Source organism: Stutzerimonas stutzeri, assembly GCF_051028275.1.
Classification (GTDB): domain Bacteria; phylum Pseudomonadota; class Gammaproteobacteria; order Pseudomonadales; family Pseudomonadaceae; genus Stutzerimonas; species Stutzerimonas stutzeri_AS.
The window spans coordinates 4,158,301-4,179,715 of sequence record NZ_CP069269.1; the positions used below are offsets into that span (position 1 = coordinate 4,158,301).

Consider the following 21,415-nt stretch of genomic DNA (forward strand, 5'->3'; position numbering starts at 1 on the left):
ATGACGCGGATCAAGTCGGCCGACGGACGCACCTGTCATTCGCCCGGCGACATCCTGGTCGCCAGGCTCTGCGACGGGGACTCAGAGTGATTCCAGGCAACCCGCCAGCGAGCTACCGAGATCCTCGATCAACTGCTCGTAGCCGCCCGCCGAGGCGTCGATGCCGTAACCCAGCGCATCCAGCTTCGCGACTTTCACGGGCAGCCCGCGAGTCAGGCTATCGGCAAGGCGCGGACGAGCCGGAGGCTCGTAGAACACGCAGCTTGGGCCTGCCTGCTCCAGGCGTTCACGCATCGCGGCGACGTGCCGCGCACCGGGCTGGGCTTCGCCACCTGCGCTGAACACGCCCGCGTGTTTGATTCCATACGCGGCTTCGAAATACTCGTAGGCCTCGTGGAAGACGAAGAATGGCTTGGTTCGGGTTTCGCTCAGACGCTGGCTGAGCCGCTTATCGAGCGCATCCAACCGCTGCTTGAACGATGCGAAGTTGGCTCGGTAGTGCTCGGCGTTGGCTGGATCGGCTTTGGCCATGTCATCTGCCATTTCTTCGGCGATCGCTACGGCATTGGCGGGCAACAACCAGAGGTGCGCGTCCAGACTGCCGGGGCGGTGGGCATGGTCGTGTTCGTCGTGATCGGCTGCATGGGCGTCGGTTGCTTCATGGGCATGGTCGTCATGATCGCCATGTCCATGCTCGTCGTGGGCACCCTGTGGCTCGTGTGCATGCTCGTCGTGATGGTCGTGCTCGTGCTCGCCGGATGCCTCGCCGAAGTGGCGCAAGGTCAGCCCAGGCAGGGACTGCACCGCCACGCTGGGCCCCTTGCGACCCTGCAACACCGGCTCGAGAAAAGTCTCCATGTCCGGACCGATCCAGTAGAACAAATCGGCACTGCGGATCTGCCGTACGTCGGATGGGCGCATCGCGTAATGGTGGGGCGAGGCGCCAGGCGGCAGCAGCACAGCGGGCTTGCCAACGCCGTCCTGAACGGCAGCGGCTATCAGTTGCAAGGGCTTGATACTGGTCAGCACCTCGAGCTCGGCATGGGCGTGGGCACTGCTGAAAAGGCCGGCAGTCACGAGAAGCGGTATCGAAAAAAGACGGAACACGGGCAACACTCGGCTGATCTGAATGGGTAACATAATAACGTCTCTCAGCCACCTCGTCTCCGCTCATGCCCAAGTCTCCGCTGGCCTGCACGCCCCACGACCATGATCACTGCGTCAGTAATGCGCTGGCCGAAGCCGATCAGCTTTGCGCGCGCTCGGGTGTACGCCTGACTGCCCTGCGCAAACGCGTGCTGGAATTGGTCTGGCAAAGCCACAAGCCGCTCGGCGCCTATGACATTCTCGCCGAGCTGACGGCTCAGGATGGCCGCCGCGCCGCGCCGCCCACGGTCTACCGTGCACTGGATTTTCTGCTCGAGAACGGCCTGGTGCACCGTATCGCCTCACTCAACGCTTTCGTTGGCTGCAACCATCCAGAGCACCCCCACCAGGGCCAGTTCCTCATCTGCCGCAATTGCCACACCGCCATCGAGCTGGAGCAGCCAGCCATCAGTGAGGCGATCGTGCAGGCGGCGAGCAGCGTGGACTTCCACGTTGAAGGCCAGACGGTCGAAGTGGTTGGTCTGTGCGCGCCCTGCCGGAACGCGGCATGAACGAAGCGTTGATTCGCCTGGATGACATCCATGTGCGCTTCGCCAATCAGTCGGTGCTCGAAGGCGCCCAGCTGCAGGTCCAACGTGGCGAGATCGTCACACTGATCGGCCCCAACGGGGCCGGCAAGACCACTCTGGTGCGCGCCGTACTGGGCCTGCTCAAGCCGGACAGGGGCACCGTCTGGCGCAAGCCACGGCTGCGTGTCGGCTACATGCCGCAGAAGCTGCACGTCGACCCGACGCTGCCACTGTCGGTGCTGCGCTTCCTGCGCCTGGTGCCCGGTGTGGATCGCCCCGGTGCGCTGGCCGCACTGACCGAGGTCGGTGCAGAGCATGTCATCGACAGCCCGCTGCAGTCAGTCTCGGGTGGCGAAATGCAACGGGTCCTGTTGGCCCGCGCATTGCTCCGCCAACCGGAACTGCTGGTGCTGGACGAGCCAGTCCAGGGCGTCGACGTCGCCGGCCAGGCCGACCTGTACCGGCTGATCGGACGACTCCGTGACCGCTACGGCTGCGGGGTGCTGATGGTGTCCCATGACCTGCATCTGGTCATGAGCGCCACCGACCAGGTGGTCTGCCTGAATCGCCATGTCTGTTGCTCCGGCCATCCCGAGCAGGTCAGCACTGATCCCGCCTTCGTCGAGCTGTTTGGCCAGGACGCACGCAGCCTGGCGGTCTATCACCATCAGCACGACCACAGCCACGACCTGCATGGCAGCGTAGTCACCGGCAAACCCCACGTTCACGGCCCGAACTGCAAGCACTGATATCACTGATGCCTGACTTCCTTCTCAATGCCCTATTCGCCGGCCTCGCGCTGGCGCTGGTCGCCGGCCCGCTTGGCTCCTTCGTGGTCTGGCGGCGGATGGCCTACTTTGGCGACACCCTGTCCCATTCCGCGCTGCTGGGAGTGGCACTGGGTTTGATGCTGGAGGTTAACCTGACGCTGGCCGTGACCTTCTGCTGCGTGTTGCTCGCGGTGCTGCTGGTGACGCTGCAACAACGCCAGCCGCTGGCCTCGGACACGCTGCTGGGCATCCTGGCCCATAGCAGCCTGTCGCTCGGTCTGGTGTCGCTGAGCTTCATGAAGGACGTACGAATCGACCTGATAGGCTATCTGTTCGGCGATCTGCTGGCCGTCAGCCCCACTGACCTGGCCTGGATCGTCGGCGGCTCCGCCCTGGTGCTGGTCGCGCTGGCGTTCCTCTGGCGCCCGCTACTCGCGGTCACGGTGCATGAGGAACTCGCAAGGGTCGAGGGCCTACCCGTCGCCAGTATCCGCCTGGCGTTGATGCTGCTGATCGCCATTGTGATTGCCGTAGCGATGAAGATTGTCGGCGTGCTGCTGATCACCTCACTGCTGATCATCCCGGCTGCGGCTGCCCAACGTCATGCTCGCACCCCGGAACAGATGGCGCTGGGTGCGAGCCTGTTGGGGCTGCTGGCGGTCTGTTGTGGGCTGGCCTTGTCCTGGTATCAGGACACGCCGGCCGGACCGTCCATCGTGGTGTCTGCTGCGGCCATGTTCCTGCTCAGTTTCGCCTTGCCACGCAGGGCATAGCCCGATGACAGGTGCGATGAAGCCATTGAAATACCTGCACGGCTACCCTGAGTCGCTGCAACAGCAGGTGCAGCGTCTGATCGAGGAGCGGCGGCTGGGAGACTACCTCGAGCGACGCTATCCGCAACGCCATCAGGTGCAGAGTGACAAGGCGCTGTACGGCTATGTGCAGCAGCTACGGCAGCTCCACCTGAAAAGCGCGCCGTCGATCGACAAGGTGCTCTATGACAATCGCCTGGATCTTACCCATCGCGCGTTGGGTCTCCACACTGCGGTGTCGCGGGTACAGGGCGGCAAACTGAAGGCAAAGAAAGAGATTCGCGTCGCCGCGCTGTTCAAGGAAGCGGCACCGGAATTCCTGCAGATGATCGTCGTGCATGAGCTGGCGCACCTGCGCGAGAGCGACCACAACCGGGCGTTCTACAAGCTCTGCGAGCACATGATGCCGGGCTACGCACAGACCGAGTTCGACCTGCGCTGCTATCTGCACTGGCGGGAAATCGCCTGACGCACAATCAACAGAAAAAAGACGGCCCGGATCAACCGGGCCGCTTGTTTCACACGGCTGAGGTTATGCCGGCACCTGCTCCGCGGCCGGCTCGCGCGCCCAGATCCGATGTTGCGCCAGGGCCTGTGCGAACGCGGTGAATACGGTCCCCACGTCACTGTCCTCACCGGTCACCAGGCCTGCATCTTCCGGCAGGTTCAGCGCCGTGAGCAGCTGACGGGCTTCTCCAAGCACCGCAATCGGCTTGAGATGCTTGTAGGCCTCGAGCAGGTAGTGCTTGGCCACCCCGTTCTTGGCCATCGCCTGCACGCTTTGCGCACCGCCCGGTACGAACACCGCGTCGAAGGCGATGGAAGGCATACCGTCCATCGCGGCGTCTGGCGTCAGCAGGGTGCCGTCGGCCGTTTTCACCGGCGCCGGTGACGGGCCGATCAGCTTGGCCAGAGCACCCTCGTCCGCCAGCTTCTTCTTGAACGCATCGATCGCCTTGCCGTCTACGCCGTTGGCGATAAGGATCGCCACTTTGCGCGACTTGATGTTGCCCGACAGATGATTCACCAGGCTCAGCGCGGGTGAGCTCGCCGGGGTCGGCTGTCGTGTGTTGACGGTTGGCGCCGTGGGCGGCGTCACGCCGATGTTCTCGGCCACCCGACGGGCCAGTTCAAGATCGATGTTGGCCAGAATCTCTTTGACCTGACGCTCACGGATGAAAACGCGCTCCACCTTGCCCAGCTCGAAGCTGTAGGCGCCGATGATGTGCTCCTTTTCCGGCGCGCTCATGCTGTTCCAGAACAGCGTGGCCTGGGAAAAATGGTCACCGAATGACGCGCTGCGCTGACGAACCTTGTGACCCTCCATGCGCTCCGGATATCTCTCGAAGCCACCACCGCTGGCAGCCGGTGGGGTTTCCTTCGGCCAGCCGCAGTCGATGGAGTTGGGCTCGTAGTTGGCGCGGCCCTTGTTTATCGTCTGCCGGTGAAAGGCATCGCGCTGATTGTTGTGCACTGGCGCGATCGAGCGGTTGATCGGGATTTCATGGAAGTTCGGCCCACCCAGGCGCAGCAGCTGCGTGTCGGTGTAGGAGAACAGCCGGCCCTGCAACAGCGGATCGTTGGTGAAGTCGATACCGGGCACGATATGGCCGATGTGGAACGCCGCCTGTTCGGTCTCGGCGAAGAAATTGTCCGGGTTGCGGTTGAGCGTCATCTTGCCGAGCTTCTGCACCGGCACCAGCTCTTCAGGGATGATCTTGGTCGGGTCGAGCAGGTCGAAGTCGAACTTGTGTTCGTCAGCCTCTTCGACCACCTGCACGCCGAGCTCCCACTCGAAATAGTCACCCATCTCGATGGATTCCCACATGTCGCGGCGGTTAAAGTCAGGGTCCTTGCCGGCCAGCTTCAGGGTCTCGTCCCAGACCAGCGAGAAGGCGCCCGCTACCGGCTTCCAGTGGAACTTGACGAAGCGGCTCACACCCTCGGCATTGATCAGGCGGAAGGTATGCACGCCAAACCCTTCCATGGCGCGGTAGCTGCGCGGAATCGCCCGGTCGGACATGGTCCAGAGCACCATATGCGCCGATTCTGGCGTCAGCGAGACGAAATCCCAGAAGTTGTCGTGGGCCGACTGCCCCTGTGGGATCTCGTTGTGTGGCTCCGGTTTGACCGCATGCACGAAGTCCGGAAACTTGATCGCGTCCTGGATGAAGAACACCGGCATGTTGTTGCCAACCAGATCGAAGATACCCTCGTCCGTATAGAACTTAGTGGCGAAACCACGCACGTCTCGCACGGTGTCAGCCGAACCGCGTGAGCCTTGGACGGTGGAAAAGCGCACGAAAACGGGCGTCTCTTTGCCTTTGCCGGAGAGAAACGAGGCTTTTGTCAGCGCACTGTGGTCGTCATAACTGGTGAAGACGCCATGGGCGGCGGAACCACGTGCATGGACGATGCGTTCGGGGATGCGCTCGTGGTCGAAGTGGGTCAGCTTCTCGCGCATGATGAAATCTTCAAGCAGCGACGGGCCCCGTTCTCCGGCCTTCAGGGTGTTCTGGTTGTCAGCGATTTTCACACCCTGGTTGGTGCTCAGCGCTTCACCAGTGGCGTCGGAGCGAAAGCGTTCGAGCTGGTCGAGCTTGGCGTTGTGGTTGGAGCGATCAACGGTATCGGTACCGGCGAGTTCGCTGTGTTTTGGATCTTTCTTGTCGGTCATCTTGGGCCTCGGTTGAGCATGGCTGCGCTTAACCGCGAAGGAACCTGGCCTCATTTGCCGAGGCCGAAGCTTGATCAATTCACGGCGTACCGGTTAGTGACATGACAAAGCCGCTCAAGGTTGCGGCCTGCGACGATTTATACAACCTATGCCCCTGATGGCTTAGCTCAATGACTGCAGTTCACTACGCCCGCCCGCCGCAAACGCGTAGAATGCACGCCTTTCGCCACATTCCAGGCACATACGACCGCACCCACAAGGTTCGCCCGTGATCGAATTTCAGCAAGTCCACAAAACCTATCGGGTTGCCGGCCGGGGCACTATGCGTGAAGTGCCTGCGCTCAAGCCGACCGACCTGGCCATCGGTGCCGGCGAAGTGTTTGGCCTGATCGGCCATTCCGGTGCAGGCAAGAGCACCCTGCTGCGCCTGATCAACCGTCTGGAAGAACCGTCCGGTGGGCACATTCTGGTCAACGGAGAAGATGTCACCGCGCTCGACGCCAACGGCCTGCGCCGCTTCCGCCAGCGCGTCGGGATGATCTTTCAGCATTTCAACCTGCTGATGTCCAAGACTGTGGCCGATAATGTCGCCATGCCCCTACGCCTGGCCGGCAACCATTCACGCAGCGAGATCGACAGCCGTGTGGCCGCCCTGCTCGAACGTGTCGGCCTCAAGGATCAGGCACGCAAGTACCCGGCGCAGCTGTCCGGTGGCCAGAAGCAGCGCGTCGGGATCGCCCGGGCGCTGGCGACCGAGCCGGACATCCTGCTCTGCGACGAAGCCACCAGCGCACTCGATCCGCAGACCACGGCCTCGGTGCTGCAGTTGCTGGCGGAGATCAATGCCGAGCTGAAGCTGACCATCGTGCTGATCACCCATGAGATGGACGTGATTCGCCGCGTATGCGACCGCGTGGCGGTGATGGATGGCGGTGCGATTGTCGAGCAGGGGCCTGTCACCGACGTCTTCCTGCATCCCAAGCATCCGACGACCCAGCGTTTCGTGCTGGAAGACGAGGCGATTGACGAGGGCGAACAGCATGACGATTTCGCCCACGTACCCGGCCGGATTCTGCGCCTGACTTTCCAGGGTGAAGCCACCTACAAACCGCTGCTTGGCACCGTTGCACGAGAGACCGGTGTGGATTTCAGCATCCTCTCGGGTCGCATCGACCGCATCAAGGACACCCCCTACGGCCAGCTGACCTTGGCGCTGGTGGGAGGCGACATGGCGGCGGCCCTGGCCCAGTTGGATGCTGCTGACGTACACGTTGAGGTGCTGCGCTGATGGACGCTTTGTTCAGCTCTTTATTGGGAAATGTCGACTGGTACGAGATCTGGCTGGCGACCGTGGACACCCTGCTGATGCTCGGCGGATCGCTGCTGTTCACCATCCTCCTCGGCCTGCCGCTGGGCGTGCTGCTGTTTCTCACCGGCCCGCGCCAGCTGTTCGAGAACGGCCCGCTGTATGGCTTTCTGTCATTCGTCGTGAACGTGCTGCGCTCGCTGCCGTTCATCATTCTGCTGATCGTGATGATCCCCTTCACGGTACTGGTTACCGGCACCTCGCTGGGCGTCGCCGGGGCAATTCCACCGTTGGTGGTGGGCGCGGCACCCTTCTTTGCACGACTGGTGGAAACCGCGCTTCGCGAAGTCGACCGCGGCATCATCGAGGCCACCCAGGCCATGGGCGCCACCACGCGCCAGATCATCTTCAATGCACTGCTGCCCGAAGCCCGCCCCGGCATCATTGCCGCCGTAACCGTCACCGCCATCACGCTGGTTTCCTATACCGCCATGGCTGGCGTGGTGGGCGCGGGCGGGCTGGGTGATCTGGCCATCCGCTTCGGCTATCAGCGTTTTCAGACCGACGTCATGGTTGTCACCGTTGTGCTGTTGCTGGTGCTGGTTCAGGTCCTACAGAGCATCGGCGACAAGCTGGTGACGCATTTTTCAAGAAAATAACTGCCTAACCGGCACCGATACAGGAACCCACAAGGAACCCTCCATGAAAAAACTGCTTGCTGCATTTGCCGCTGTCGCGGCGTTCTCCGCCCAAGCCGCCGACGAACTGAACGTCGCCGCGACGGCTGTTCCACACGCGGAAATCCTTGAATTCGTCAAACCCCAGCTGGCCGAACAGGGCGTCGACCTGAAGGTGAAGGTCTTCACCGATTATGTGCAGCCAAACATCCAGGTATCCGAGAAGCGCCTGGACGCCAACTTTTTCCAGCACCAGCCGTACCTGGATGAATTCAACAAGGGCAAGGGCACCGAGCTGGTCAGCGTTGCCGGCGTACACATCGAGCCCTTCGGCGCTTACTCGAGCAAGCACAAGTCGCTGGACGAACTGCCCAATGGCGCGACCGTGGTCATCCCCAACGACGCCACCAACGGCGGCCGTGCGCTGCTGCTGCTGCAGAAGGCCGGTGTGATCAAGCTGAAGGACGGCGCGGGCATTACCGCCACACCAAAGGACATCGCCGAGAACCCGAAGAACATCAAGATCCGTGAGCTGGAAGCCGCAACCCTTCCGCGTGTGCTGACCCAGGTCGACCTGGCGCTGATCAACACCAACTACGCCCTCGAAGCCAAGCTCAACCCCACCGAAGACGCCCTCTACATCGAAGGCAGCGACTCGCCCTACGTGAACATCCTGGTTGCCCGCCCGGACAACAAGGACAGCGCCGCCATGCAGAAGCTGATCGAAGCGCTGCACAGCGAAGACGTGAAGAAGTTCATCAACGAGAAGTACGAAGGCGCCGTGGTTCCGGCGTTCTGATCGCCTGAGCGCCAGCCCACCGAACCCCGCCTTGTGCGGGGTTTTTTACGGCCGCGGGCAGGTTCGTGCGAAGCAGCCAAACACGTCCCGAGCATGCTCGCTCCGACCCGTACTATCGCACCACCACCAGCGGGTGCCCTCGCTCTGGATGACGCTGCACCAGTACATCCAAACCAAACACCTCACGCAGGGGCTCTGCCTGCAGCACCGCTTCGACGGTCCCCTGCAGGTGTGGCTGGCCGTCGTGCAGCAGCAACAGCCGATCGCAGTAGCGCGCCGCCAGGTTAAGGTCATGAAGAATTACCAGCACGGCCGCACCGTGTTCGGCAAACCCACGAACTGCCTGCAAGGTACTGTGCTGATGTAATGGATCGAGCGCAGCGGTGGGCTCATCGAGCAACAAGACCCGACCTTCGGCCCCTGGCCACAGCTGCGCCAGCACGCGGGCCAGGTGCACCCGCTGCCGTTCACCACCCGACAGCGACAGATAGCTGCGGCCTTCGAGGTGACTGGCATCAGCCGCAGCCAAGGCCTGCTCGACGATGAGCAGGTCCGCTGCGCGCCCTTCGGCATGGGGCAGTCGGCCCATGGCGACCACTTCTTCCACGCGAAAGCCAAAACTCAGGCTGGACTGCTGCGGCAATACGGCGAGGCGCTGGGCGCGTTCGCGTGACGGCCAGTCTTGCAGTGACCGATCCGCCAAGCACACCTGACCGGTCGTGACGGCAAGCTCCCCGCTGAGCGCGCCGAGCAATGTGCTTTTTCCAGCACCATTGGGCCCCAGCACGCCAACGATCTCACCGGCTGGTAATTGAAGGTTGACGCCCTGCAGGACACAACGGGCTCCCCGACGCACCTCGAGGTTTTCCGCGCGGAGCATCAGCTGCGCCCCCGCACCAGTAGGAACAAGAAGAAAGGCGCACCCAGCAGTGCGGTGACGATACCGATCGGCAATTCAGCGGGTGCCAGGAGCAGCCGCGCCAGGAGGTCGGCAAACAGCAATAGGCTGGCCCCGGCCAGTGCCGACGCAGGCAACAGCACGCGGTGATCAGGCCCGCTGACCAGGCGAATCAGGTGCGGCACGACGAGGCCGATAAAGCCGATCAGCCCTGCGGCCGCCACTGCGGCACCGACGCCGAGCGCGGTGAGAAACACCAGCTCGCGCTTGAGCGCTTCGACCGAAAAGCCAAGGTGGCGCGCTTCGGACTCGCCTAACAACAATGCGTTGAGTGCCGCCGCGCGGCGCGGTAGCCAGAGCGCCACCCCGGCGGTAATCAGCAGCAACGGCCAGAGTCGGGCATAGCTAGCCCCGTTCAGGCTGCCCAGGTTCCAGAAGGTCAGGGTACGCAGCGTGGTGTCGTCGGCGAGGTAGGTGAACAGGCCGATGGTCGCTGCGGCCAGTGCGGTCAGTGCGATACCCGCCAGCAGCATGGTGGCGACGCTGGTTTGACCATCGCGCCGCCCGAGCCGATAGACCATGGCAGTGACCGCCACCCCGCCAGCGAAGGCGCTGGCCGACAGGAAATAGGGTTCGAGGGCAGCCGGCATGCCGCCAGCCGTGGAGCCAAAGACGATGGCCACCGCCGCGCCCAGCGCCGCGCCACTGGACACGCCGATCAACCCCGGGTCAGCGAGCGGATTGCGGAAAAGCCCCTGCATCGCCACGCCAGTCAGGGCCAACACCGCACCAACAGCGAGTCCCAGCAAGGTCCGAGGCATACGGATCTGTCCGAGGATGAGCTCAGCCTGGAGGCGTTGCGGGTCGGCTTCGCTCAACCCCACGAGGCTCAGAAGCGCGCGCCAGGTGTCGCCCGGCGCAAGGCTGACCGGCCCCAATGCCAACGATAGCCAGATGGACAGCAGCAGCAGGACCGTCAGCAGTGCGAACAGCGGACGCGGGGGTAAGACGCGGGTCATCGGGTTATGTCGGTAAGGGCCTGCGCGTGAGGATAAAAGGCCGCGGACAGCGCCGCCAGCTCCGCAGGCAACGGCGGGTGGATCTGTCTTTGCCAATCAGGAACCCGAGCTGACCCCAACCCGCAGCCGCACTGGTCGGGTCATTTGTCCTGGGGCTCAACCCTCGCTTCTGAGCAGCACCGGCAGCTGCTCGGCGAGCTTCTCGGTACGCAGCGGGCTGCGTACGAACCCGCGCAAGCGACCATCCGGCCCGATCAGGGCGAGGTTGCCGCCATGGTCGACGGTGTAGTTTTCCTTGGAGGTGTCGCCCGGAATGAAGGGCACACCTGCCGCGTTGGCCAGGGTCTGGATATCGTCCAGCGGGCCGGTCAGGCCGATGAAGCCTGATCCGAAATAGTCCAGGTACTTCTTCAACTGTTCAGGCGTGTCACGCTCGGGGTCGACGCTAACAAGGATCGGTTGGAGCCGCTGATTGACGTCCTCCGGCAGTTTGCCGCGCAGCTGACGCAGTTCCGCCAGTGTCGCGGGACAGATATCGGGACAGAAGGTGTAGCCGAAGAACAGCAGGCTCCACTGCCCTTCCAGCTGCTCGGTGGCCACCGACTCGCCGTTCTGGTTGGTCAGCGTCAGGTCCGGCATGTCGCGACCCCGGGGCAGCATGACGATGCCGGCGTCCAGCATCTCGGCGGTGTCGAGCTGCCGCTCGGTATTCAACACTTTGTAAGCCGTAAGCCCGATGACCAGCGCAACCAGCGCCACGAGGATCAGTACGGTTTTCTGGATGCGTGTCATGGAGGTCCCTGGCGCCAGGCTTAGAAGGTCAGCGGCAGATAATGATCAACCAGCAAGGCGATGAACAGCGCGAACAGATACCAGATGCTGAATTTGAACGTCTTGATAGCAGCATGAGGGCGGCTGTCGCGATAGAGCACGACCGTCCAGAAGAGGAAGCGCGCGCCCAGCAGCACCGCCGCAGCCAGATACAGCGGGCCGCTCATGTGAATGGCGAAAGGCATGACGCTTACGGCGAGCAGCATCGCGGTATAGAGCAGGATATGGACCTTGGTGTAATGCTCACCATGGGTCACCGGCAGCATCGGCACGTTGACCTTGGCGTATTCATCCTTGCGGTGAATCGCCAGGGCCCAGAAGTGCGGCGGCGTCCAGGCGAAGATGATCAGCACCAGCAGCAGCGGTTCGGCGGTCACCTGACCGGTCACCGCGACCCAGCCAAGCAGCGGTGGCGCCGCGCCGGCCAAGCCGCCGATAACGATGTTCTGCGGCGTGGCGCGTTTGAGAAAGCCGGTGTAGATCACCGCATAGCCGATCAGAGAGGCCAGTGTCAGCCAGGCCGCCAGTGCATTGGTGAAGGTCAGCAGCAGGGCCATCCCGGCGACCGCCAGCAGCAGGGCAAAGAGCAAGGCGGCCGCTGGCGAAACGCGTCCAACGGCAAGAGGACGTTTGTTGGTACGCGCCATTACCGAGTCGATGCGCCGGTCCACCACATGGTTGATCGCTGCGGCCCCTCCTGCACACAGGGCGATGCCAAGGTTGCCGAACACCAACACCGTCCATGGCACGCCGGCGCGTGTTGCTAGGAACATCCCCACCAACGAGGTGATGAGCATTAGCAGCACCACCCTTGGCTTGGTCAGCTCCAGATAGTCGCGCCAGATTGCCTGGGCACCGCGTTCGCTGGTGAGAGTGGCCATGGGGTTCTCCTTATGCGCGCGGCAGGTCGAGCCTGCCCGTCGTGTTCGAATTCAGAGGCGACTGAGGCGCCAGTACGGCGTTGGCCGCCGGGTTCAGGCGCAAGCGGTGGTTGATCAGTACCGTCACCAAGAGCAGTAGCGCGCCGCCGCCGTTATGGGCGACCGCAACGGCCAGCGGAAGATTGAGCAGCACGTTGCTGATGCCCAGTCCGATCTGCAGGGCCAGCGCTGCCACGAGTAGCCCGGCCAGACGCGGCAGCCCGTGCCGCCAGAGTTGCCAGGCGAGCGTCAGCAAAATCAGCGTCACCGTGAGCGCGCCGAGCCGATGTGTCAGGTGAATGGCCGTACGCGCTTCACCGTAAAGCATGCCGCCGAGGTAATTCGGACCAATGTCGTGATGAGTCAGGTTGAAGGCATTGCCGAAATCCATCTCCGGCCACCACTCGCCGTGACAGGTCGGAAAATCGGTACAGGCCACCGCGGCGTAATTGCTGCTGACCCAGCCGCCTAATGCCACCTGGACGATCACCGCGAGCATGCCGATCAGGGCGAAGGTACGGAGCCTTCCAGGCACATCTGGCACCGCCGGTTGCCGGCCAGACAGACGCAGCGTCAACAGAAACAACAGGCTCAGGGTGGCGAAGCCACCCAGGAGGTGCGCGGTCACCACCTGCGGCCAGAGTTGCAGGGTGACCGTCCACATGCCGAATGCGGCCTGGGCAATGACGACAGCCAGCAACAGCAACGGGAGCTTCAGCGGTTGGCCTGGCTCGGCGCGGCGGCGTAGCGCCTGAACGGCAAGCCCGAGGATGACCAGCCCCAGCGCACCGGCGAAATAGCGGTGCACCATCTCGTTCCAGCCCTTGTGCACTTCCAACGGCGCATCGGGGAAGCGCAGCGCGGCCAGGCTTTGCTTGTCTTCGCTCATGGGAACGCTGAGAAACCCGTAGCAGCCGGGCCAGTCCGGGCAACCGAGGCCGGCATGGGTCAGGCGGGTATAAGCGCCGAGCAGCACCACCACGACAGCCAATAGCGTGGCGACAAGGGCGAGGCGGTAGCCGGGTTTTGCCATCTGGTTCTCCTTGAGCGACCTCTTTGGGACTCCAGCGAGGCGGCTGAGTGCCTTGGATCAACCAATCTGGGAAATTTTTAGCAGGTACTTCAGGTCTTCGAGAATCGCTTTGCCATTGGCTTTGGCGTCATAACGCAGCACCAGATTGCCGTGTGGATCGACAATCCAGAGGTGCGGCCCGGCCGGTATATCGGAGCTGGCGCCATACACGGCGGGGTCCACCCGATAGCGTTGAAGCTGTGGATACTCGCGTTGCAGGCGCTGGTCGTAATCGGCAGCCAAAGGCTGCGCACTGGCGATGGCGTGGCTGGCCCGGCCTGCTTCGCGGGCAAGCCCGATGTTGATCTGGCGGGCCAGGTACACCAGTTGCTGGCAGTCCTGCGCGCAGCCATCCGGCGCGGTCACCAGCAGCTCCCAGCGCGGTTCGGTGGTGATCGGTGCGGTGATGCCAAGGGCGTCGCGGCCTTGCCCGGTCGCGATCAGGGCACCGTCGTAGGTGCGGGTTTCAGGCACCCAGAAACCGAAACGGTACATGGCGCCTGCCAACAGCATGGGGCCGATCACAACGGCGACAATCAGCAGCAATTGCAGACGTCCACGGCGCCGTTGCGCCGGTTCAACGTCGTAGGTCGGATTCATCATCGTCATGCCTTGTTCCCCCGCGCCTGATGCACGCCGAAGTAGATGAACAACGCCAGCAATGCCGCTGCCAGCGCAAACCATTGCACTGCGTAGCCGACATGCTGCTGTGGCTGCATGAAGGTCACCGGCCAGTCGGCGCGATACGCCGCCGGGCCCGGCTCGAGCCGCAGCTGGTATTGCACGCCGTCGCGGCCGAGCAACGTCCAGATGTCCTGCACCTCGACGTGGTTGATCAGCCGCGGCCAACCTTCGGCCATTCGCCGGTTGAGAATGAACGGCTCGCCAGATGGCGCGTAGATCCAGGCGGCCAGCTTCAGTGGGCGATCCGGTGTATCGAATTTCGGAGGGATGCGCCGGTCCGGCCAGGGCAGCCAGCCGCGGTTGATCAACACCCAACGGCCACTGGGCTGGTCCCGAAACGGCTGCAGCAGTTCGACGCCAACGCGACCGTCGCGGGTGCGACTGTCCAGCAGAAAGCTGTGCTCAGCGTCGAAACTACCCTGCAAGTTGACGCGGGTGTAGGCAGGCTCCTGGAGCATATCGATCTGCTCCGGTCCGATCGGCGCTGCCGCTTCGCGCGCCTCCTGACGCGCCAGCAGCTCGCGCTTCTGGTCGGCCCGTTCCAGCTGCCAGAAACCCAGCCAGACCAGTAGCGGCAACAGGCAGAGCACCACGAGTGTGGGTATGACGCCCGGTTTGAAGCCGTTCATACCCTGCCCCGCGGCGTATCGATCCGGCTGGCTATACTGCACCCCCACTTCCCCCAGTTCACCTTTCACGGCGGGCCCGCACATGCTCAAGGTGGCGATTGTTCTGTTATTAGTAGCCACGTTGGTCAGTCTGTTCAGTGGTTTGTTTTTCCTGGTCAAGGACGAGAGCCGCAGCCCTCGCCTGATCACCGCCCTCTTCGTTCGCGTCTCCCTGACCGCGTTGGCGATTGCCCTGATCGCCTGGGGCTTTCATTCCGGCCAGTTGCAGCCCGGTTTCGGCGCCTGAACGCGCTAGATCACGTAGACAAAGACGAACAACCCGATCCACACCACATCCACGAAGTGCCAGTACCAGGCTGCCGCCTCGAAACCGAAATGCTGGTCGGGCGTGAAGTGGCCACGAAAGCTACGCACCAGCATCACCGTCAGGATGATCGCGCCCATGGTCACGTGAGCGCCGTGAAAACCTGTCAGCATGAAGAAGGTCGCACCGTAGATGCCCGAGCCCAGCGTCAGTCCGAGTTCGGTATAGGCATGGATGTATTCCTCGATCTGCAGGATCAGGAAGATCACGCCCAGCAGCACGGTCAGGCCCAGCCCAAGCTTGAGCTGCTTGCGGTTCTCCTTTCGCAGGGCGTGGTGCGCCCAGGTCAGGGTGAAGCTGGAGGTGACCAGCAGGATGGTATTGATCAACGGCAGGCCCCACGGGCTGATGGTGCCTTCCGGAGGCGGATAGATTTCGGGGTCCGGGTTGTTCAGCAGCGGCCAGTGGTACTCGAAGTTCGGCCAAAGCATCTCGCTGACGCCCTTGTCACCCTCGCCGTCCAGCCAGGGACCGACCCAATAGCGGATGTAGAACAGGACGCCGAAGAAAGCCAGAAAGAACATGACCTCGGAAAAGATGAACCAGCTCATGCCCCAGCGGAACGAGCGGTTCATCTGCGCGCTGTACAGTCCGGCGCGCCCTTCACGCACCACTGCACCAAACCAACCGAACATCATGTAGGCGATCAGCAGCGCGCCGACGAAAAAGATCACCGGGCCGCTGATCTCGTCTCGGCCGGCCTTGAGGTCGTTGAACCAGCTGCCCAGACCGAAGGCGGTCGTCAGCAGCGCCACCGTCCCCACGATCGGCCATTTGCTCTGGGCGGGGACGTAATAGTGCTCGTGCGTGGTGGTCTGTTGGCTCATTGCAGACTCTCCTTGGCCACCACCAGAGACGCCTGATCAATTACGGCGACAGGAGGTTGGCGAGACGTGATGTCGAACAGGGTGTAAGCGAGCGTCAGGTGACGCACATCCGCAGGCAGATCACGATCGACGATGAAGCGCACCGGCATTTCGATGCGTTCACCGGGTTGCAGCACTTGCTGGGTAAAGCAGAAGCATTCGGTCTTGTGGAAATACGCCGCGGCCTTCGATGGCGACACGCTGGGCACCGCCTGGGCGGTCATGGGTTTGTCGGTAGGGTTGTAGGCAATGAAGCGCATCTCCCGACTCGAACCGGGATGAACGCTGAGCTGGTCGGCCACTGGCTTGAATTCCCAGACCATTCCCGAAGCGTTGGTGGCGAGAAACTGCACCCGCACTTCGCGCGCCTCGTCTGCGGTCTGAGCGCCTTCATAGGCGCCTGCCGTCTTGCCGTTGATGCCGAAGGCCTTGCACATGACGTCGTAGATCGGCACCAGCGCAAAGCCGAAAGCGAACATCGCCACGACCACCAGCAACAACCGGCGTACCAGGCGCCCCAACGGTAGCTCAGCGCTCATCCCTGGCCCCCGAAGCCGACAGGCTAGTCATGTTTCGGCCCCGTGCGGTGCTCGTGCAATTCATCCATGGTCGGCGGCACGCTGAAGGTGTGGTAAGGCGCCGGTGACGGCACGCTCCACTCCAGCCCCTCGGCACCATCCCAGGGCTTGGCCGGTGCGGCCGGGCCGCCGCGAATGCACTTGATGACAATGAACAGGAACAACAGCTGAGTCGCCCCGAACATGAAGGCTCCGATGCTGGAGACCATGTTGAAGTTGGCGAACATCATGTTGTAATCCGGAATCCGACGCGGCATGCCGGCCAGCCCGACGAAGTGCATCGGGAAGAACGCCAGGTTCATTCCGACGAAGCTCATCCAGAAGTGCAGCTTGGCCAGGGTTTCGTCATACATGTGACCGGTCCACTTTGGCAGCCAGTAGTAGGCCGAGGCGAAGATGCCGAAAATGGCGCCCGGTACCAGCACGTAGTGGAAGTGCGCGACCACGAAGTAGGTGTCGTGGTACTGGAAGTCCGCCGGAGCGATGGCCAGCATCAGCCCGGAGAACCCGCCGATGGTGAACAGGATGACGAAGGCTACCGCGAACAGCATCGGCGCCTCGAAGGTCAGCGACCCGCGCCACATGGTGGACACCCAGTTGAACACCTTCACCCCGGTGGGAACCGCGATGAGCATGGTGGCGTACATGAAGAACAGCTCGCCGGTCAGCGGGATGCCGACCGTGAACATGTGGTGCGACCAGACGATGAACGAGAGGAACGCAATCGCGCCGGTGGCGTAGACCATCGAGGTGTAGCCGAACAGCGGCTTGCGGCTGAATGCGGGGATGATCGAGCTGACCGCGCCGAACGCCGGCAGGATCATGATGTACACCTCGGGATGGCCGAAGAACCAGAACACGTGCTGGAACAAGACCGGATCGCCACCGCCGGCAGCGCTGAAAAAGCTGGTGCCGAAATGGATGTCCATCAGCATCATGGTCACCACACCCGCCAGCACCGGCATCACCGCGATCAGCAGGAACGCCGTGATCAGCCAGGTCCAGACGAACAGCGGCATCTTCATCAGGGTCATGCCGGGCGCGCGCAGATTGAGCACGGTGGCGACCACGTTGATCGCGCCCATGATCGAACTGATGCCCATCAGGTGTATGGCGAAGATGAAAAAGGTCACCGACTCCGGCGCAAAGGTCGTCGACAGGGGCGCGTAGAAGGTCCAGCCGAAGTTCGGCCCGCCACCCTCCATGAACAAGGTCGAAACCAGCAACCCGAACGCGGCGGGTAACAGCCAGAAACTGAAGTTGTTCATCCGCGGCAGCGCCATGTCCGGTGCGCCGATCATCAATGGGATCATCCAGTTCGCCAGGCCGACGAAGGCCGGCATCACCGCGCCGAAGACCATGATCAGGCCGTGCATCGTGGTCATCTGGTTGAAGAATTCCGGTTGCACGATCTGCAGGCCCGGCTGGAACAGTTCGGCACGGATCACCATCGCCATCGAGCCGCCCAGCAGAAACGCGCAGAAGCTGAACCACAGGTACATCGAACCGATGTCCTTGTGGTTGGTGGTCAGCAGCCAGCGTGAGAGGCCCTTGGCCGGGCCATGGTGATGGTCATGCCCGGCATGACCATGATCGTCGATCACTGCACTCATCGCCTGATCCTCTTACTGGGTGGCTTCTTCGGCCTGTTTGAAGACGAGCACGTCTTTCGGCGTGACCATGTCGCCCGTGTCGTTACCCCAGGCGTTGCGCTCGTAGGTCACCACGGCGGCAATGTCGACCTCCGACAGCTGCGGCCCGAACGCCGGCATCGAGGTGCCCGGCGACCCTTTGACGACAATGCTGATATGGTTTTCCGCATCGCCCGTGGCGATCGGCGAGCCCTTGAGTGCCGGGAACATGGGCGGCAGCCCGAGGCCGGTTGGCTGGTGGCAGGAGGCGCAGTTGGTCTGGTAGACCTGCTCGCCGCGAGCGGTCAGCTCTTCCAGCGTCCACTCCTTGCTGGTCAGCTCGGCGAGCTTGGCAGCTTCGGCCTTCTTCTCGCCGAGCCAGGTGGCGTAGTCCTCCTGGGACTTGACCTCTACCACCACAGGCATGAAGCCATGGTCCTTGCCGCATAGCTCGGTGCACTGCCCGCGGTAGATGCCGGTCTGCTCGACACGGGTCCAGGACTCGTTGATGAAGCCTGGGATGGCGTCCTTTTTCACCGCGAGATCCGGCACCCACCAGGAATGAATGACATCCGCCGCGGTGATCAGAAAGCGCACCTTGGCGCCCTGTGGAATCACCAGCGGCTCGTCCACTTCCAGCAGGTAGTGCTCGCCCTTGGGCGCCAGGTTGTTGATCTGCTCACGCGGGGTGGTGAGGTTGCTGAAGAACTCGACGTCTTCGCCCAGATACTTGTAATGCCACTTCCACTGGTAGCCGGTGATCTGGATATCCACGTCCGACTCGCTGGTGTCGTAGATATGGATCAGCGTGCGGGTCGCGGGCACCGCCATGCCGATCAGAATCAGCAGGGGGATGATGGTCCAGAGCACCTCGACCTTGGTGTTTTCATGGAAGTGCGCCGACTCCAGCCGCTTGGACCGACGATGGGCAATCATCGACCAGAACATCACCGCAAACACCAGCACGCCGATGATCACGCAGATCCAGAAGATGGTCATGTGCAGATTGAATACGGAGTGACTGACGTCCGTGGCGCCAGCGCGCATATTCACTTCCCAGGCTGCCTGGGCCTGACCGAATAGCAAACACAGTCCAATCCCCATCCAGGCTCGTGGATGTAGCGGCATTGCGGGTTCCCCTTATGGTTCTTGTTATCCCGCCGACTGTTGCTGTCCGGCTGCGGGCAAGCCATTCGCTCACACCTGCATTCAGACTAGGCTCCGATCTGGCTCCCCCCAATTCCTGGTTGCCAGGCTTCGCTTTGCACGCACAGTCGGATTCGATCAGTACGCCTACGATCGGAGTATAGACAGCGTTTGAAGACTGGCAATTTAGTCAATTCAGGCCCTGGCTTCGGCCTCTGCGGGGTGATCGTTTTTCTTGACCCCACGGATATTCATCAAGGCCAGGCACACCTGCAGCGTGATCAGCGCCCAGGCTTCGGCGGACCAGCCCCAGATCACCCAAAGCAGATTGCTCAGCAGGAAACACCAGAACCCCACCGTGCGTCGTTGCGGCTTGAGCGAGCCGATCAGCCACGCTGCCAGGACCGTGACCACCATGGCCGGCCATTGAAGAAAATCGATAAAAACGTCCAACTCGGTTCTCCAGAACGAGCAGCAGCGCAACGGGGCCGCCGTTGCGCTGCTGGCAAAAAAGGCGCGCCAAACGCACGCCTGCGACTGAAGATCAGGGGCTAACCGCTGTGATTAGTTCCCGCCAGCCTGCCAGACTGATGCAAGCGCTGCCTGGGACAGCTTGAGCGCACGCTATTGGCGAGCACGCTGGCTCCTGCAGCACCCGCACATGACCCGGCGCTTCGTTCCGGCAGCTTGTTTCCTGTAGGCGTCAGCCTGCTGGCGAACCGGAACCCACGCTCTTTCGGGGGTTAAATCAGGCTCATCTGCTGCCCGGGCGGCGCAAAACGGGTGCAATCCAGGCCGTAGTTCTGATCACGGCGGTTATAGCCGAGTCGCTTACAGGCCAGCTGGAAGCGCTGGGCGAGCAGTTGCGCAAACTGCCCTTCGCCACGCATGCGACTGCCGAAACGGCTGTCGTAATCCTTGCCGCCTCGCGATTGGCGCACCAGGCTCATGACATGGGCGGCTCGCTGCGGGAAATGCTCCTGCAGCCATTCATCGAAAAGGGTCGCTACTTCGTGAGGCAACCGCAGCAGCACATAACCGGCCGACCGCGCGCCGGCCTCCCGCGCGGCTTCGAGCATGCGCTCGAGCTCCATGTCATTGATCATCGGGATCATCGGCGCGCACATCACGCTGACCGGCACGCCTGCCTGATGGAGCGTGCGCAACACGCGCAGCCGCGCCGAAGGTGACGCCGCCCGAGGCTCCATGATGCGTTTGAGTTCGTCGTCCAATGTGGTGAGGCTGACCGAGACACTGACCAGTCGCTGCTCGGCCAGCGGCACCAGCAGATCCAGGTCGCGCAGCACGAGCGAGCCCTTGGTGATGATGTGTACCGGATGCTTGAAGCGCAGCAGGATTTCCAGCGCCTTTCGGGTCAGTTGCTGCTCGCGCTCGATGGGTTGGTAGGCATCGGTGTTTACACCCAGCGCGATGGGCTGCGGCACGTACCCGGGCTTGCTCAGCTCCTGCTCAAGGCGTTCGGCGAGGTTGGTCTTGGCGATCAGCCGCGTCTCGAAATCAATGCCGGGCGACATGTCCCAGTACGCGTGGCTGGGCCGCGCGAAACAGTAAATGCAGCCGTGCTCACAGCCTCGATAGGGATTGACCGAACGATCGAAGCCGACATCAGGCGACTGGTTACGGGTGAGCACGCTCTTGGCCGTCTCGAACCGTACCTCGGTGGCTTGCATCGGCGGCACGTCCTGTTCCCAGCCGTCGTCATAGACTTCACTGCGTGTCGGGGCGAAACGGTTGTCGGGATTGATGGCTGTGCCGCGGCCGCGCGGCGTGCTGTTTGGCGGATACATGCCAAGCTCCGAATGCTGTATATGCATACAGTACCAGAAGACGGTGCAGGATCTCCAACCTCCCCGTGCCGCCCGTCGCGTAGGGTCGGGTGAATCGCGTCTTATCGAACCAACGCCCGCGGCGAGCAATCGGGGATACAACAGCGACCAAGCGGCGACTCCACGCTAGGTCGGTCCCCGTAGTGTGGATCACGCTTCACCGATCCACCACCGCCCCGCCAGTCGGAATACACAGCAAGGCATCAGTGGGCG

At 62.6% G+C, this 21,415-nt stretch carries 23 protein-coding genes; 8 read left to right on the plus strand and 15 right to left on the minus strand.

Features of this window, described 5'->3' with window-relative positions:
• Positions 1-81: 81 nt before the first annotated feature.
• Positions 82-1,107 (minus strand): zinc ABC transporter substrate-binding protein, encoded by a 1,026-nt coding sequence (locus JQR87_RS19365; protein ID WP_407294134.1) that lies wholly within the window; start codon positions 1,105-1,107, stop codon positions 82-84.
• Between the two features lie 65 nt (positions 1,108-1,172).
• Here JQR87_RS19365 and zur point away from each other — a divergent pair, with 65 nt between their 5' ends.
• Genes zur through JQR87_RS19385 form a run of 4 tightly spaced genes read left to right on the plus strand, consistent with a single transcriptional unit; the run spans position 1,173 to position 3,727 of the window.
• Positions 1,173-1,658 carry a zinc uptake transcriptional repressor Zur gene (gene zur, locus JQR87_RS19370; protein ID WP_407294133.1) on the plus strand — a complete coding sequence of 162 codons (486 nt, stop codon included), beginning with the start codon at positions 1,173-1,175 and terminating at the stop codon, positions 1,656-1,658.
• A complete protein-coding gene (gene znuC / locus JQR87_RS19375) occupies positions 1,655-2,425 on the plus strand; it encodes a zinc ABC transporter ATP-binding protein ZnuC (protein WP_407294132.1) in 771 nt (256 codons plus the stop codon). The genes zur and znuC overlap by 4 nt, the downstream gene beginning before the upstream one ends.
• A gap of 8 nt (positions 2,426-2,433) precedes the next feature.
• Positions 2,434-3,219 (plus strand): zinc ABC transporter permease subunit ZnuB, encoded by a 786-nt coding sequence (znuB, locus tag JQR87_RS19380; protein ID WP_407294130.1) that lies wholly within the window; start codon positions 2,434-2,436, stop codon positions 3,217-3,219.
• Positions 3,220-3,235: 16 nt separating this feature from the next.
• Entirely contained in the window at positions 3,236-3,727 is a 492-nt protein-coding gene (locus tag JQR87_RS19385; protein ID WP_407294128.1) for a YgjP-like metallopeptidase domain-containing protein, read from the plus strand.
• A 63-nt stretch (positions 3,728-3,790) separates the two neighbouring features.
• Here JQR87_RS19385 and katE read toward each other — a convergent pair whose 3' ends face one another.
• The gene (gene katE / locus JQR87_RS19390; protein WP_407294126.1) at positions 3,791-5,935 is read right to left on the minus strand and encodes a catalase HPII; all 2,145 of its coding nucleotides are present in this window, start codon (positions 5,933-5,935) and stop codon (positions 3,791-3,793) included.
• Positions 5,936-6,203: 268 nt separating this feature from the next.
• On the opposite strand from katE, the gene JQR87_RS19395 reads away from it, so the two are divergent.
• From JQR87_RS19395 to JQR87_RS19405, 3 genes are read left to right on the plus strand one after another with little or no spacing between them, the layout of a single operon-like run.
• The gene (locus JQR87_RS19395; protein WP_407294124.1) at positions 6,204-7,223 is read left to right on the plus strand and encodes a methionine ABC transporter ATP-binding protein; all 1,020 of its coding nucleotides are present in this window, start codon (positions 6,204-6,206) and stop codon (positions 7,221-7,223) included.
• Positions 7,223-7,900: a methionine ABC transporter permease gene (locus tag JQR87_RS19400; RefSeq protein ID WP_407294122.1), complete on the plus strand. Its 678-nt coding sequence runs from the start codon at positions 7,223-7,225 to the stop codon at positions 7,898-7,900. The genes JQR87_RS19395 and JQR87_RS19400 overlap by 1 nt, the downstream gene beginning before the upstream one ends.
• 43 nt (positions 7,901-7,943) lie before the next feature.
• A complete protein-coding gene (locus JQR87_RS19405; protein WP_407294120.1) occupies positions 7,944-8,717 on the plus strand; it encodes a MetQ/NlpA family ABC transporter substrate-binding protein in 774 nt (257 codons plus the stop codon).
• 112 nt (positions 8,718-8,829) lie between these two features.
• On the opposite strand, the gene JQR87_RS19410 is transcribed toward JQR87_RS19405, so the two are convergent.
• The 7 genes from JQR87_RS19410 to JQR87_RS19440 form a co-directional block, all read right to left on the minus strand.
• Entirely contained in the window at positions 8,830-9,597 is a 768-nt protein-coding gene (locus tag JQR87_RS19410) for a heme ABC transporter ATP-binding protein (RefSeq protein ID WP_407294118.1), read from the minus strand.
• Positions 9,597-10,634 carry a FecCD family ABC transporter permease gene (locus tag JQR87_RS19415; RefSeq protein WP_407294116.1) on the minus strand — a complete coding sequence of 346 codons (1,038 nt, stop codon included), beginning with the start codon at positions 10,632-10,634 and terminating at the stop codon, positions 9,597-9,599. The genes JQR87_RS19410 and JQR87_RS19415 overlap by 1 nt, the downstream gene beginning before the upstream one ends.
• 156 nt (positions 10,635-10,790) lie before the next feature.
• On the minus strand, positions 10,791-11,426 hold the full coding sequence (locus JQR87_RS19420; RefSeq protein ID WP_407294114.1) for an SCO family protein: 636 nt from the start codon (positions 11,424-11,426) through the stop codon (positions 10,791-10,793).
• A gap of 20 nt (positions 11,427-11,446) precedes the next feature.
• Complete coding sequence (gene cyoE / locus JQR87_RS19425; protein WP_407294112.1) at positions 11,447-12,346, minus strand: heme o synthase; 900 nt, start codon at positions 12,344-12,346, stop codon at positions 11,447-11,449.
• Positions 12,347-12,356: 10 nt separating this feature from the next.
• Complete coding sequence (locus JQR87_RS19430) at positions 12,357-13,418, minus strand: COX15/CtaA family protein (protein WP_407294110.1); 1,062 nt, start codon at positions 13,416-13,418, stop codon at positions 12,357-12,359.
• Positions 13,419-13,475: 57 nt separating this feature from the next.
• The gene (locus JQR87_RS19435; protein ID WP_407297884.1) at positions 13,476-14,057 is read right to left on the minus strand and encodes a hypothetical protein; all 582 of its coding nucleotides are present in this window, start codon (positions 14,055-14,057) and stop codon (positions 13,476-13,478) included.
• Between the two features lie 5 nt (positions 14,058-14,062).
• Positions 14,063-14,770: an SURF1 family protein gene (locus JQR87_RS19440; RefSeq protein ID WP_434157849.1), complete on the minus strand. Its 708-nt coding sequence runs from the start codon at positions 14,768-14,770 to the stop codon at positions 14,063-14,065.
• 82 nt (positions 14,771-14,852) lie between these two features.
• On the opposite strand from JQR87_RS19440, the gene JQR87_RS19445 reads away from it, so the two are divergent.
• The gene (locus JQR87_RS19445) at positions 14,853-15,056 is read left to right on the plus strand and encodes a twin transmembrane helix small protein (protein WP_407294109.1); all 204 of its coding nucleotides are present in this window, start codon (positions 14,853-14,855) and stop codon (positions 15,054-15,056) included.
• Positions 15,057-15,061: 5 nt separating this feature from the next.
• Here JQR87_RS19445 and JQR87_RS19450 read toward each other — a convergent pair whose 3' ends face one another.
• The 6 genes from JQR87_RS19450 to JQR87_RS19475 all read right to left on the minus strand — a co-directional run bounded on the left by JQR87_RS19450 (position 15,062) and on the right by JQR87_RS19475 (position 21,163).
• Entirely contained in the window at positions 15,062-15,961 is a 900-nt protein-coding gene (locus tag JQR87_RS19450) for a cytochrome c oxidase subunit 3 (RefSeq protein WP_407294108.1), read from the minus strand.
• On the minus strand, positions 15,958-16,539 hold the full coding sequence (locus JQR87_RS19455; RefSeq protein WP_407294105.1) for a cytochrome c oxidase assembly protein: 582 nt from the start codon (positions 16,537-16,539) through the stop codon (positions 15,958-15,960). Before JQR87_RS19455 ends, JQR87_RS19450 begins: the two co-directional genes overlap by 4 nt.
• A 23-nt stretch (positions 16,540-16,562) precedes the next feature.
• Positions 16,563-18,191 (minus strand): cytochrome c oxidase subunit I, encoded by a 1,629-nt coding sequence (gene ctaD, locus JQR87_RS19460; protein WP_407294103.1) that lies wholly within the window; start codon positions 18,189-18,191, stop codon positions 16,563-16,565.
• Positions 18,192-18,203: 12 nt separating this feature from the next.
• Entirely contained in the window at positions 18,204-19,337 is a 1,134-nt protein-coding gene (coxB, locus tag JQR87_RS19465; protein WP_407294101.1) for a cytochrome c oxidase subunit II, read from the minus strand.
• A gap of 213 nt (positions 19,338-19,550) precedes the next feature.
• A complete protein-coding gene (locus tag JQR87_RS19470) occupies positions 19,551-19,808 on the minus strand; it encodes a hypothetical protein (RefSeq protein ID WP_407294099.1) in 258 nt (85 codons plus the stop codon).
• Positions 19,809-20,098: 290 nt separating this feature from the next.
• Positions 20,099-21,163: a PA0069 family radical SAM protein gene (locus tag JQR87_RS19475; protein WP_407294098.1), complete on the minus strand. Its 1,065-nt coding sequence runs from the start codon at positions 21,161-21,163 to the stop codon at positions 20,099-20,101.
• Positions 21,164-21,415 lie beyond the last annotated feature (252 nt).